Source organism: Phytopseudomonas punonensis, from assembly GCF_900142655.1.
GTDB lineage: Bacteria > Pseudomonadota > Gammaproteobacteria > Pseudomonadales > Pseudomonadaceae > Aquipseudomonas > Aquipseudomonas punonensis.
In genome coordinates this window covers 91,186-103,901 of sequence record NZ_FRBQ01000002.1, presented here as the reverse complement: position 1 = coordinate 103,901, position 12,716 = coordinate 91,186, and the positions used below count along the sequence as shown (strand labels likewise).

11 protein-coding genes are annotated in these 12,716 nt (G+C 61.9%); 6 read left to right on the top strand and 5 right to left on the bottom strand.

Annotated features, from left to right (window positions below):
- Positions 1–290: 290 nt before the first annotated feature.
- The 5 genes from BUC40_RS07130 to glnT all read right to left on the bottom strand — a co-directional run bounded on the left by BUC40_RS07130 (position 291) and on the right by glnT (position 5,141).
- Complete coding sequence (locus BUC40_RS07130) at positions 291–626, bottom strand: DMT family transporter (RefSeq protein ID WP_073264104.1); 336 nt, start codon at positions 624–626, stop codon at positions 291–293.
- Positions 627–703: 77 nt separating this feature from the next.
- Positions 704–2,026 (bottom strand): FMN-binding glutamate synthase family protein, encoded by a 1,323-nt coding sequence (locus BUC40_RS07125; RefSeq protein ID WP_073264102.1) that lies wholly within the window; start codon positions 2,024–2,026, stop codon positions 704–706.
- Between the two features lie 106 nt (positions 2,027–2,132).
- Positions 2,133–2,816: a GltB/FmdC/FwdC-like GXGXG domain-containing protein gene (locus BUC40_RS07120; protein ID WP_073264100.1), complete on the bottom strand. Its 684-nt coding sequence runs from the start codon at positions 2,814–2,816 to the stop codon at positions 2,133–2,135.
- An 11-nt stretch (positions 2,817–2,827) separates the two neighbouring features.
- A complete protein-coding gene (locus tag BUC40_RS07115) occupies positions 2,828–3,733 on the bottom strand; it encodes a class II glutamine amidotransferase (RefSeq protein WP_073264098.1) in 906 nt (301 codons plus the stop codon).
- A 73-nt stretch (positions 3,734–3,806) separates the two neighbouring features.
- Complete coding sequence (gene glnT, locus BUC40_RS07110) at positions 3,807–5,141, bottom strand: type III glutamate--ammonia ligase (protein WP_073264096.1); 1,335 nt, start codon at positions 5,139–5,141, stop codon at positions 3,807–3,809.
- Positions 5,142–5,385: 244 nt separating this feature from the next.
- Here glnT and BUC40_RS07105 point away from each other — a divergent pair, with 244 nt between their 5' ends.
- From BUC40_RS07105 to BUC40_RS07080, 6 genes are all read left to right on the top strand, one after another.
- The gene (locus BUC40_RS07105; protein WP_073264094.1) at positions 5,386–5,985 is read left to right on the top strand and encodes a helix-turn-helix domain-containing protein; all 600 of its coding nucleotides are present in this window, start codon (positions 5,386–5,388) and stop codon (positions 5,983–5,985) included.
- A gap of 502 nt (positions 5,986–6,487) precedes the next feature.
- A complete protein-coding gene (gene purU, locus BUC40_RS07100) occupies positions 6,488–7,354 on the top strand; it encodes a formyltetrahydrofolate deformylase (protein WP_073264092.1) in 867 nt (288 codons plus the stop codon).
- On the top strand, positions 7,351–8,229 hold the full coding sequence (gene folD / locus BUC40_RS07095) for a bifunctional methylenetetrahydrofolate dehydrogenase/methenyltetrahydrofolate cyclohydrolase FolD (protein ID WP_073264090.1): 879 nt from the start codon (positions 7,351–7,353) through the stop codon (positions 8,227–8,229). The genes purU and folD overlap by 4 nt, the downstream gene beginning before the upstream one ends.
- Complete coding sequence (locus tag BUC40_RS07090; RefSeq protein ID WP_073264088.1) at positions 8,229–9,470, top strand: FAD-dependent oxidoreductase; 1,242 nt, start codon at positions 8,229–8,231, stop codon at positions 9,468–9,470. The genes folD and BUC40_RS07090 overlap by 1 nt, the downstream gene beginning before the upstream one ends.
- A gap of 13 nt (positions 9,471–9,483) precedes the next feature.
- Complete coding sequence (locus BUC40_RS07085) at positions 9,484–9,780, top strand: sarcosine oxidase subunit delta (protein ID WP_073264086.1); 297 nt, start codon at positions 9,484–9,486, stop codon at positions 9,778–9,780.
- Entirely contained in the window at positions 9,777–12,674 is a 2,898-nt protein-coding gene (locus BUC40_RS07080) for a 2Fe-2S iron-sulfur cluster-binding protein (RefSeq protein ID WP_073264084.1), read from the top strand. Before BUC40_RS07085 ends, BUC40_RS07080 begins: the two co-directional genes overlap by 4 nt.
- Positions 12,675–12,716 lie beyond the last annotated feature (42 nt).

Here is a 12,716-nt window from a genome sequence, read left to right as displayed (position 1 = left end):
TAGGTGGCAGGCCTTCAAGCCCAGCGATAGCGCTGCCCGCCACCTTTGCGTAGCAGCCAACCCTTTCCAGACACGTCTTAGCCCTGCATCGGCAAGCACCTCAGGGCCACGAATCCATTGTCGCCATCGCCATCAGCCTGCGGTCGTCGCGGTATTGCTGGCCGTCCTGCTGGCCGCCAAGAGGCATCAGCACCTGGGCATGCGCATGCGCAAACCTTCTTGGGGCGAGTCCCCTCGCGCAGACAAGCACGGGCACCGAGCCGGGTGGCGTATTCCTGTGCGTAGGCAGGTCAGGCTGAAGGGCTCAAGAACTTGAGCCCGGCTACGCCGCCGATGATCAGCGACAGGCAAACCAGCCGCGCCATGCTGGCCGGCTCATTGAGATAGGCAATGCCGTAGATAGCCGTACCAACCGCGCCTATACCGACCCATATCGCATAGGCGGTGCCGATGGGCAGAGAACGGGCGGCAAGAGCCAGCAGGTACATGCTCAGTGCAATGAAGAAGATGCAGTAAAGGCTCGGCCACAGCCGCGTGAAACCCTGCGTACGGGGGATGGCGGAGGCATACATCACTTCGCAGATGCCGGCGGCAAGCAAGGTCATCCAGGCCCAGGATGCAGTCATTTGAACTCCTTAAAATGCACAAAAGCCGGCCTCTCCTCTCGGAAGAGCCGGCTGATCAGATCATGTGACAGGTGTGATCAGTAACCCTGCCCAGGCACCCAATTGGTGCCAGCCAGCGGCACCCGTGCCATGGCGGCGGACTCGACGGTAAGCGCCACCAGATCCTCAGGATCGAGGTTGTGCAGGTGGCTCTTGCCGCAAGCGCGGGCCATGGTCTGGGCTTCCAGCACCAGCACACGCAAGTAGTTTGCCAAGCGGCGGCCGCCTTCGACCGGATCGAGGCGTTTGGACAGCTCTGGGTCTTGGGTGGTGATGCCGGCCGGGTCGCGACCGTTCTGCCAATCGTCATAGAAACCGGCAGCCGAGCCGATCTTCTTCAGCTCTTCGTCCAGACGCGGGTGGTTGTCGCCCAGAGCGATCAATGCAGCGGTACCGATGGCCACCGCATCGGCGCCCAGCGCCATGGCCTTGGCCACGTCTGCACCATTACGGATACCGCCGGAGACGATTAACTGCACCTTGCGGTGCATGCCCATCTCTTGCAGCGCCTGAACCGCTTGCGGAATGGCCGGCAGAATCGGGATACCGACGTGCTCAATGAACACTTCCTGAGTCGCTGCGGTGCCGCCCTGCATGCCGTCGAGGACGATCACGTCGGCGCCGGCCTTCACCGCCAGCTTCACATCGTAGTAAGGGCGGCTGGCACCGATCTTCACGTAGATGGGTTTTTCCCAGTCGGTGATTTCGCGCAGCTCGGCAATCTTGATTGCCAGGTCGTCCGGGCCGGTCCAGTCAGGGTGACGACAGGCACTGCGCTGATCCACGCCAATCGGCAGGGTACGCATGCCGGCGACGCGCTCGGTGACCTTCATGCCGAGCAACATGCCGCCGCCGCCCGGCTTGGCGCCCTGCCCCAGCACGATCTCAATGGCATCGGCCTTGCGCAGGTCATCCGGATTCATGCCGTAGCGCGACGGCAGGTACTGGTAAACCAGATGCTGCGACTGGCCGCGCTCTTCCGGCGTCATACCGCCGTCACCGGTGGTGGTACTGGTGCCGGCAATGCTGGCGCCACGGCCGAGGGCTTCCTTGGCATTGGCTGACAGCGCGCCGAAGCTCATGCCGGCGATGGTTACCGGAATTTTCAAGTGCAGCGGCTTCTTGGCGAAGCGGTTGCCAAGGATGACATCGGTGCCGCATTTCTCGCGGTAGCCTTCTAACGGGTAACGCGACACGCTGGCGCCTAGCAGCAGCAGATCGTCGAAGTGCGGCAGCTTGCGCTTGGTGCCGCCGCCGCGAATGTCGTAGATGCCGGTTTCGGCAGCGCGCTGGATTTCCTGGATGGCCAGGCGATCAAAGGTGGCCGACTCGCGCAGGACTGGAGGTTGTTTATCACTCATGAAGACTCTCCTCGAAAGGTGTCACCGTGGGAGCTGAAGGGGACGCCTAGTCCATGCCCGCGAACGCTTTTCGCGGGCATGGCCCGCTCCCACAGGAAAAAGTTGGTCAGTACGCGGAAGCGTTGTCGACTTTGAAGTTGTATAGCTGACGGGCCGAGCCGTAACGTTTGAAGTCCGCGGCGTTTTCCTTGAAACCAGCGCGATTGAGCAGCTCTTGCAGCTCTTCGATGTGCTCGGCGCGCATCTCTTTTTCGATGCAGTCGGAACCCAGCGACTCAACGCTGCCTTTGACGAATATCTTGGTTTCGTACAGTGAATCACCAAGCGCATCGCCGGCATCACCGCACACCACCAACCTGCCCGCCTGGCCCATAAAGCAGCTCATGTGGCCGATGCTGCCACCGACCACGATGTCGATGCCTTTCATCGAGATGCCGCAACGCGCGCCGGCATCACCTTCGATGACCAGCAGCCCGCCATGGGCGGTCGCGCCGGCCGCCTGGGAGGCGCTGCCTTTGACGCGTACATAGCCGCTCATCATGTTCTCGGCGCAGCCCACGCCGACGTTGCCGTGTACGGTGATCGAGGCTTTCTGGTTCATGCCCGCGCAGTAGTAGCCGGCATGCCCCTGGATATCGATGGACACCGCCTCGTTAACACCAACGGCCAGGTTATGCGCGCCGTTGGCGTGGGTGACCACCCACTCGCGGTCCTGCACATTGTTGACCTGGTCGTGCAACGCCTGGTTGAGGTCACGCACAGTTGCAACGGATAGATCGATGGTTTTCATATGCGTGCTCCTTAGGCCGACGCGCGTTCCCAGATGTACATGGTGGCGGGAACGGGTTCCCAGACTTTGGCCTTCTCGATACCCGGCAGGCTCGACAGCGCTTGATACTCCGAAGCCATGGCGACGTAGTCATCGGTCTCGGCGAGGATCGCCGGCTTGCAGGCAATCGGATCGCGAATCACCGCAAAGCCATTGCGGGTGCCGATGGCAAAGGTAAAGAAGCCGTCCAGCGCTTCCAGCGAGCTATCCAGGGCCTGCTTCAGCGAGTCGCCCTGCTGCAGGCGCCAGGCCAGGTAGCCGGCAGCGACCTCGGTGTCGTTTTCAGTCTCGAAGTTGATGCCTTCGCGGCGCAGCTCCTGACGCAGGCGGAAGTGGTTGGACAGCGAGCCGTTATGCACCAGGCACAGATCGGCACCCGTGGAGAACGGGTGGCTGCCCTCCATGGTCACCGCACTTTCGGTGGCCATGCGGGTGTGGCCGATGATGTGGCTGCCCTTCATCGAGGCCAGGCCGAAACGCTCGGAGATTTCACGGGGCAAGCCCATGCCCTTGAGGATTTCGATGCTCTGCCCTGCGCTCATGATGCGCACGGTCGGCGCCAGCTCGTTGAGGGCTGCACGTACCGGCGCCTCCTCAGCCTTGATCTTCAGCACGATGGCGCTGGCGTTCTGAAACCAGTCCAGCTCGGTACCGAGTTTTTCCCCAACGGCCTTAACCAAGGCAGCGAAGTCATAGCCTTCGGTCGTGGCCTGCAGGGTCAGTTTGACCCAGCCATCGGCCACTTCATCTCCATAAATGGCAAAGCCGGCGCTGTCCGGGCCGCGGTCGGTCATGGCCTCGAGCATCGGCTCGAACAGCTTGCCGAGCTGTGACTCCAGCTCAGGTTTTTTCAGGTAAAGCCCCACGATTCCACACATAGCTAAAACTCCTGGGCAGAAGGCGCCCTACTCACGGGTGGGCGCCGGAAAACGGTTGAACAGAAAGGTCGGATCAGAAGAATTCGGTGTAGCGCTTGATCTCCCAGTCGGAGACGTGGCGGCTGTATTCCACCCACTCCATGCGCTTGAGCTTGATGAACTCACCGACGATCTCCTTGCCCATGACTTCGGCAAACAGCGGGTCGGCTTCCAGCGCATCGCAGGCTTCCTTGAGCGACTGCGGCAGGGTCTTGATGCCTTTCGCGGCAATCGCTTCGAGGCCCAGTGCGTAGAGGTTTTCGTTGCAGATCTGATCGGGCATCAGCTGCCGGTCGATACCGTCCAGCCCGGCGGCGATGATCGCGGCGCTGACCAAGTACGGATTGCAGCCGGCGTCCGGCAGGCGGAATTCCAGACGGCCATAGGGCACACGCACCATCGCCGAGCGGTTGTTGGCGCCGAAGGCGATGAAGGCCGGAGCCCAGGTAGCACCGGACAGCGAGTTGCCGACCACAAGACGTTTGTAGGAATTCACCGTCGGCGCGGCGAAGGCGCACAGCGCCGGGCCGTGAGCCAGCAGGCCAGCGGCGAAGTGATACGCGAGTTTCGACAGGCCCATGCCGTTCTTGTCGCCGGCATCGAAGAACAGGTTCTTGCTCTCGGCGCTGGCGATGGAAAGGTGGAAGTGCATGCCATTGCCGGCGCGTTTCGGGTCTGGCTTGGGCATGAACGAGCAGATCATCCCCAGGTCGTTGGCGATCTCACCGGCAGCCATGCGGAAAAAGGTGAAACGGTCTGCCGACTCCATGGCGTCGCTGTAGGTGTAATTGATCTCGAACTGGCCGTTGGCGTCTTCGTGGTCGATCTGATAGATGTCGAAACCGACCGGCTGCAGCGCTTCGGTGAGCTTTTCGAGAAATTCGCGGGAGCGCGACAGACCCTTGTAGTCGTAGCAAGGCTTGTCGAGGTTATCGCTGGCATCGACCAATTGCAGAGTGCCGGCTTCATCGCGGCGCATCAGGTTGAATTCCGGCTCCAGGCCGGTATTCAGCGTCCAGCCACGTTCTTTGAGGCGCTCCACCTGCTTCTGCAAGACATAGCGGCTGTCGTACGGCCAGGGTTGGCCGTCCACGTGGCCAATACACACCACGCGGCCGTAACCCGGCTGCCACGGCACGGGGATCAAGGTCGACAGATCGCCCTTGGCCATGAAGTCCGGCCCGTGCGGCTCCATGCCCATGCCGCAGATGGCGAAGCCAGCAAACCCGGCGCCCGCTTCCGCCACCGCTTCAAGGCCTGTCACCGGCACCGATTTGGTCTTGGCCGAACCATGAATGTCTACGAACTGGGCAAGCACATACTTGATCGCGTGTTTCTCGATGACCCGCTGGGTTTCACTGGGCAGCATCACATGGCTCCTGTCGACTCGATGATTATTCCAATTAGGAAATTAACTTTCCCAATAAGAATGCAAGCAACTTGCCAATCTTGAGCGCTACGGGTGCGAGTCAGCTGCCATGCGGGTTTTCTTCTATCCTCGAAGGAAAAATGCTTTCATAACAGGAAATTCACACCGCCGACATGCACCGTTGCAACGCAGCCTGCGCATTCCTGGTGCGAATTTATTATTCACAAATAGAAAATGGCCGTGCATGAGCAAAACCACAGAAACTCCGCCCCGCTTAAAACTTGAGCAATACCTAGGTATGCAGATTCGTCGCCAGCGCCAGGCTCAGGAATTGAAGATCGCCGAGGTCGCACGCATCGCCGGAATCAGCCAGGGCATGCTCAGCAAGATCGAGAACGCTCAGGTATCCACCAGCCTCGATACCCTGAGTCGGCTCTGCGACGTACTCGGCATGCCGATGTCCAAACTGTTCAGCCAATATGATCAACAAGGCAGCGGCGCGCTCTTGGTGAAGTCCGACGAAGGCCTGGAAGTGGTGCGTCGTGGTACCGAGAAGGGCCACACCTATCACCTGCTCAACCATACCCGCGGGCCGAAAAAGACTTTCGAGGCTTATATGGTCAGCATGGACGATGCCAGCGAGGAGTTTCCGACCTTCTCGCATCCCGGCACCGAGTTCCTGCATCTGCTCGAAGGTGAACTGGTCTACCGCCACGGCAACGGGCTCTACCCCATGCAGGCTGGCGACAGCCTGACCTTCGATGCCGAAGTCCCCCACGGCCCGGAACAGCTGATCCAGGTACCGATCCGCCTGCTGTCGATCATGAATTACGGCAAAGAGTGAAGGCCGCATTCATTCGGCGGCTATAAGGCGCAAGCAGCCCGCTAGCCGATCTATTGTGGGAGCGTGCCATGCGCGCGAAAAATCGCGGGCATGGTCCGCTCCCACAGATACCGCGCCGATGACCGCTCTCGCCTCTAAATATCCCACGTCGCACTCAATGCCCGCCTCCTCTTTCACGGCGCGCCCTCCAGATCGAACAGAGCTGGTTGGCTGATGGCACCACGCTTCCTTCCGTTTTCTCGCCTCCGAGACGGACCAGCGACCTGGCTGCGAACTGGCGCCGAGAGCGCTGATGACGTCCTCGCCACTCTACTCGTGACCACACCCTATAAATTCCTGTGGAGATAAATAAATTCCCCACAGGCATAGACACGAACAACACATTCGCTTATAAAAATCACCACCAAGAAAATTAGATTCGCCATACGAAAATATATTCATAGGCGAACCGCGCATCTATCCCTGAAGAATTTCCTGCCGCCGACCTTCTTGAGGATCCGACATGCAGCACGCCCAGAACCAATACGTGATCAAGATCAGTTGCCCGGCCACGTCGGGCATCGTCGCCGCGGTGGCGTCGTTTCTTGCCGAGCATCAGTGCTACATCAGCGAGATGTCGCAGTTCGACGACGAGGTCAGCAGCACCTTCTTCATGCGCGCGGTATTCCGCTTCAATACCGGCGTGAGCGATGACCTGGCGAAGATAGAGGAAGGCTTCGCCGCAGTGGCAGGCGCTTTCGACATGACCTGGGGTCTGTTCAGCACCAGCAAACCGATGCGTGTGCTGCTGATGGTCAGCAAGTTCGACCATTGCCTGGCCGACCTACTCTATCGTCACCAAAAGGGCGAGCTGAACATGGAGATCACCGCCATCGTCTCCAATCACCTTGACCTGCGTCCCATGGCCGAGCGCGAGGGCATCCGCTTCATCTACCTGCCGGTGACCAAGGACACCAAGACCGCTCAGGAAGCCGAGCTGATGAAGATCGTCGATGAGACCGGCACCGAGCTGGTGGTACTGGCGCGCTACATGCAGATTCTTTCCAACAACCTGTGTAAGCAACTGGCTGGCCGGGCGATCAACATCCACCACTCCTTCCTACCCGGATTCAAGGGCGCCAAGCCTTACCACCAGGCATTCGAGCGCGGCGTGAAGCTGATCGGCGCCACCGCTCACTACGTCACCTCGGACCTCGACGAAGGCCCGATCATCGAGCAGGAAGTGCAGCGCGTGGATCACGCCCTGAAGCCTGATGACCTGGTCGCCATTGGGCGCGATACGGAAACGGTGGCGCTGTCGCGAGCGGTGAAATATCACATCGAGCACCGCGTGTTCCTCAATGGCGACCGTACGGTGATCTTCCGATGAGCCAGTTGATCGACGGCAAGGCCGCGGCCGCCCGCGTACTCGCCGAAGTTAAGGCAGAGGTCGAGCGGTTACACGCTCAGGACGTCGAGCCGGCGCTGGCCGTGGTACTGGTCGGCGACGATCCGGCCAGCCACGTCTACGTACGTAACAAGGTGCTGCGTGCCGGTGAAGTGGGCATCCGTTCGCTCGAATATCGCCTGCCGGCCGAAGCCAGTGCCGATGAGGTGCTGGAAGTGGTCGCCGCGCTGAATGCCGACCCGGCCGTGCACGGCATTCTGGTGCAGTTGCCACTGCCCAAACATATCGATGAAGTGCGCGTACTCGAGGCCATCGATCCCGGCAAGGACGTCGACGGTTTCCACAGCGAGAACGTCGGCGGCCTCAGCCAGGGCCGCAACGTGCTGACGCCCTGTACACCAGCCGGCTGCATGCGCCTGCTGCATGACACGTTAGGTGATCTTTCCGGCAAGCACGCGGTGGTGGTCGGTCGCTCGAACATCGTCGGCAAGCCGATGGCCGCGTTGCTGCTGGCCGCCAATTGCAGCATCAGCGTGGTGCATTCGCGCAGCGTCGAGCCAGAGAAGCTATGCCGCCTGGCCGACATCGTGATCGCCGCCGTCGGCCGCCCACGGCTGATCGATGCCGGTTGGATCAAGCCCGGTGCCGTGGTGATCGACGTCGGCATCAACCGCATCGAAGAAGACGGCAGAAGCCGCCTGGTCGGGGATGTGGATTTCGCCGCCGTGCAGCAGGTTACCGCAGCCATCACCCCGGTACCCGGTGGGGTCGGCCCGATGACCATCGCCATGCTCATGCACAACACCGTTCTCGCCGCCCGTCAGCAGACCGGGCAGGCCATTCAGGAGGCTCGCTGATGCCTTTCTCGCTGCTCAAATACGGCCTGTCGTCGGAGTATCCCGTCGAGGTCGACCTGCCCGCACCGGAGGAGCTGAAAGCCTCCTATGACGTGGTGATCATCGGCGCCGGCGGTCATGGCCTGGCCACTGCCTACTATCTGTCCAAATACCACGGCATTACCAATATCGCAGTGCTGGAAAAGGGCTACCTGGGCGGCGGCAACACCGCGCGCAACACCGCGGTGATCCGCTCCAACTACCTGACCAGCGAAGGCGTGAAGTTCTATATCGAATCGGTGCGGATGTTCGAAAACCTCTCCAACGAGTTCGACTTCAACATCATGTACTCCGGCCGTGGCCAGCTCACTCTGGCCCACACCGACGCCACCGTGCGCGCCTTTCGCCAGCGCGCCGAAGTGAACAAGCACTTCGGCGGGCGTACCGAGATGATCGACCGCCAGCAGATCCGCGAGCTGGTGCCGAGCCTCAACCTCGACCCCGGCCAAATTCCGGTACTCGCCGGCCTCTGGCACATCGACGGCGGCACCGCCCGCCACGATGCCGTGGCCTGGGGCTACGCCAAGGGCGCGGCCAAGCGTGGGGTGGAAATTCATCAGCTCACCGAGGTGCAGGACTTCGTCGTCGAGGGCGACCGCATTCGTGCGGTGAAGACCAATCGCGGCACCATTCAGTGTGGTTGCGTGGTGCAGGCAGTAGCTGGAACCAGCTCGCTGCTGATGAACAAGTTGAACATCAAGGCGCCGATCCACACCTATCCGCTGCAGGCGATGGTTACCCAACCGTTCAAGCCGTTCCTCGATCCGCTGGTGAGCTCCTCAGCCCTGCATTGCTACGTGCAGCAGACCAGCCGCGGCGAGATCGTCTTTGGCGGAGGTTCCGACCCCTACCCGCTGTACAACACCCGTTCGACCCTGGATCTCAAGGAAAGCCTGCTGGCCTCGGCCGTCGAGATGTTCCCGTTCATGGCCAACGCCAAGCTGATGCGCCAATGGGCCGGGATCACCGACATGACCCCGGACTACAGCCCGATCATGGGCCTGTCGCCTATCGACGGTTATTACCTCGACGCCGGCTGGGGCACCTGGGGTTTCAAGGCCACGCCGATCTGCGGCAAGACCATGGCCGAGCTGGTCGCCAGCGGCGGCAAGGTTCCCGAGCTGATTGCGCCGTTCGGCCTGGATCGCTTCAGCCGCTTCCAGCAGGTCAACGAAATGGGCGCCACGGCGGCCAGCCACTGACGGGTTACAGCCAATGAAGATCATGACTTGCCCGCTCAACGGGCCGCGCAACATCAGCGAATTCACTTATGGCGGCGAGCTGAAACAAATGCCCGACGCCAACACCTGCAGCGTCGCCGAGTGGGCCGACTACGTATTCAACAGCGAGAACCTGCTCGGTGTGGTTACCGAGTGGTGGATGCACACACCGTCCAGCTACTGGTTCCTGGTCGAACGCCACACCGGCAGCGACGAGATCCTGCGCACCTTCGACCCTCGTGAACTGTTCGACCAGCGCGTCGATTTCGCCGCCCCGGAGGCCGCTCAATGAACCGCCTGCCCGCCCCCATGGGGCTGTTGATAGACCGCAACAAGCCGCTGACCTTCAGCTTCGACGGCACCTCCTGCCAGGGTTTCGCCGGTGACACCATCGCCAGCGCCCTGGCCGCTGACGGCCGCTGGCTGCTGTCGCGTTCGTTCAAGTATCACCGCCCGCGCGGCCCGCTGACCATGGCCGGCCAGGACGCCAATACCCTGGTGCAGTTGCCGGACGAACCCAACGTGCTTGCCGACGAATTTCCGCTGCGCGCCGGCCTCAACGTCACCCCGCAGAACGTCAACGGCAGCCTGGAAAAAGACCGCGACGCGATTCTCGGCAAGTTCTCCAAGTTCATGCCGGTGGGTTTCTACTACCGCGCCTTCTACAAGCCCAAGGGCATGTGGAAGCGCTGGGAGCCGCTGATCCGCAAGAAGGCCGGCCTAGGCGTGCTCGACCTGAAGTTCGAGCCGACCTACCACGACAAGGCCTATCTGTTCTGCGACCTGGCGGTGATCGGCTCCGGCCCCGCCGGCCTGTCCGCTGCCCTGCATGCAGCCAACGGCGGCGCCAAGGTGCTGCTGATCGAGCAGAACCCGGTGCTCGGCGGTTCGCTGACCTACGCCCGTTTCGGCCTCGATGCCAACGCGGCCATGGGCCTGCGTGAAGAGTTGGTCAGTGCGGTACAGGGCCACGCCAATATTCGCGTTCTAGACTCGGCGATCTGCAACGCCTGGTTTGCCGACAACTACCTGCCGGTGATCCAGGGCAACCGGATGTACAAGGTACGCGCCAAGCAATGCATCATCGCCAGCGGCTCGTTCGACCAGCCGGTGATCTTCCGCAACAACGACCTGCCCGGCGTGATGCTGACCAGCACCGCCCAGCGGCTGATGCGCCTGTACGCGGTGAAACCGGGCAAGCGCGCCGTAGTGCTGACCGGCAACGACGACGGCTACCTCGCCGCCCTCGACCTGCATGAACAGGGCGTGGAAGTCGCCGCCGTGGTCGACATGCGCGAGCACGTCGACACCGCCGGCCTGGCCACCGCGTTGCAAGCCAAAGGTATTGCCTGTCATGCCGGGCACACCGTGTATGAAGCAATCGCTGGCAAAAACGCCCGCCATATCGGCGCTGTCGATGTACGCCGCATTACTGGCACCGGCAAGGTGGCCGAGGTCAGCACCCGTATCGATTGCGACCTGCTGTGCATGTCCGCCGGTTACATGCCGGTTTACCAACTGCTCTGCCAGGCCGGCGGTACGCTGCGTTATGCCGACGAACACGCCGCGTTCTCGATTCAAAACCTGCCAAAGATCCTCCGCGTCGCCGGCTCGGTGAACGGTCGTCACAACCTGCAGCGCGTAATCGCCGACGGTCAGCGCGCCGCCAGCGAAGCCCTCGCTGACATCGGCCTGGGTGGCGCTCTGGTAGACGGCACCGACAAGGACGACAGCAAGGTCAACTTCCCCTGGCCGATCTTCGCCCACCCGCAGGGTAAGGAATTTGTCGACTTCGACGAAGATCTGCAGATCCGCGATATCGTCAACGCCACCCGTCACGGCTACCGCGACGTGCAGTTGGTCAAACGCTTCTCCACCGTCGGCATGGGCCCGTCGCAAGGCCGTCACTCGGCGCTGCCCACCGCACGCTTGGTGGCCGAGGCCACTGGCCGCAGCGTCAGCGAAACCGGGGTGACCACCGCACGCCCGCCGTTCACTGCCGAGAAACTCGCGCATATCGCCGGCCGTGGCTTCGACCCGTATCGGCAGACTGCCATGCATCGCCGTCATGTCGAGCTCGGCGCCAGGCTGATGCCAGCAGGCGTCTGGCAGCGCCCGGCGTTCTACGGCAAGGCTGAAGATCGTGAAGCCTGCATGCAAGCCGAGGCCCGTCATGTACGCGAGAGGGTCGGCCTGATCGACGTCTCCACCCTCGGCGGCCTCGACATTCGCGGGCCGGATGCAGCCGAGCTGCTGGAACGCCTATACACCTTCGGTTTTAAGAAACTGCCCGTCGGCCGTACTCGCTACGCGCTGATGACCGCCGAAGATGGCGTGGTGATCGACGACGGCGTGGCTTGCCGCCTCGGCGAGCAACACTTCTACGTATCGGCGACCACCAGCGGCGTGGATCGCGTGTACCGCAGCATGCTCAAGTGGAACGCGCAGTGGCGCCTGAACGTCGACATCGCCAACGTCAGCGCCGCCTTTGCGGCGGTCAACCTGGCCGGCCCGCTGTCGCGCCAGGTACTGGAAAAGGTCTGCAGCGATGTCGACCTGTCGAGCGAGGGCTTCCCCTATCTCGGCGTGCGCGAGGGCGCCGTTGCCGGTGTTCCGGCGCGCTTGCTGCGGGTCGGTTTCGTCGGTGAACTGGGTTACGAGATCCACGTGCCCGCGCGCTTCGGCGAGTACCTGTGGGACGCGCTGATGGAAGCAGGCAAGGCCGAGAACATCCGCCCGTTTGGCGTGGAAACTCAACGCCTGCTGCGCCTGGAAAAAGGCCACGTGATCATCAGCCAGGACACCGATGGCATGACCCACCCCGCCGAGATCGACATGGGCTGGGCCATCGGCCGCAAGAAGCCGTTCTTCGTCGGCAAGCGCACCATCGAGATCCTCGAAGCGCAGCCACTGAAACGCAAGCTGGTCGGTTTCACCCTGCCCAAGGGCAGCAGCAAACCACTGGAGGGTCACCTTGTGCTCAAAGGCCCGGACATTAGCGGCAATGTCACCTCGTGCGAGTACTCGGAAACCGTCGGCGCGATCATCGGCATGGCGTACGCCGGTGCCGATCAGGCCACGCCTGGCATGCAGATTCCGATCCGTGTGGAAGGTGGTGAGATCGTCCATGCCACCGTGGTGAAACTGCCGTTCTTCGACCCCGAAACCCAGCGCCAGGAGCTGTGATCATGAGTCTGAATATTCGCGACCACGCTGAACGCAGCCCGG

Coding starts and splice junctions, on each gene's coding strand:
- BUC40_RS07105 (WP_073264094.1), top strand. CDS start 5,386: ATGAGCAAAACCACAGAAACTCCGCCCCGCTTAAAACTTGAGCAATAC.
- BUC40_RS07125 (WP_073264102.1), bottom strand. CDS start 2,026: ATGAGTGATAAACAACCTCCAGTCCTGCGCGAGTCGGCCACCTTTGAT.
- BUC40_RS07115 (WP_073264098.1), bottom strand. CDS start 3,733: ATGTGTGGAATCGTGGGGCTTTACCTGAAAAAACCTGAGCTGGAGTCA.
- BUC40_RS07130 (WP_073264104.1), bottom strand. CDS start 626: ATGACTGCATCCTGGGCCTGGATGACCTTGCTTGCCGCCGGCATCTGC.
- BUC40_RS07120 (WP_073264100.1), bottom strand. CDS start 2,816: ATGAAAACCATCGATCTATCCGTTGCAACTGTGCGTGACCTCAACCAG.
- BUC40_RS07090 (WP_073264088.1), top strand. CDS start 8,229: ATGCCTTTCTCGCTGCTCAAATACGGCCTGTCGTCGGAGTATCCCGTC.
- BUC40_RS07085 (WP_073264086.1), top strand. CDS start 9,484: ATGAAGATCATGACTTGCCCGCTCAACGGGCCGCGCAACATCAGCGAA.
- BUC40_RS07080 (WP_073264084.1), top strand. CDS start 9,777: ATGAACCGCCTGCCCGCCCCCATGGGGCTGTTGATAGACCGCAACAAG.
- purU (WP_073264092.1), top strand. CDS start 6,488: ATGCAGCACGCCCAGAACCAATACGTGATCAAGATCAGTTGCCCGGCC.
- folD (WP_073264090.1), top strand. CDS start 7,351: ATGAGCCAGTTGATCGACGGCAAGGCCGCGGCCGCCCGCGTACTCGCC.
- glnT (WP_073264096.1), bottom strand. CDS start 5,141: ATGCTGCCCAGTGAAACCCAGCGGGTCATCGAGAAACACGCGATCAAG.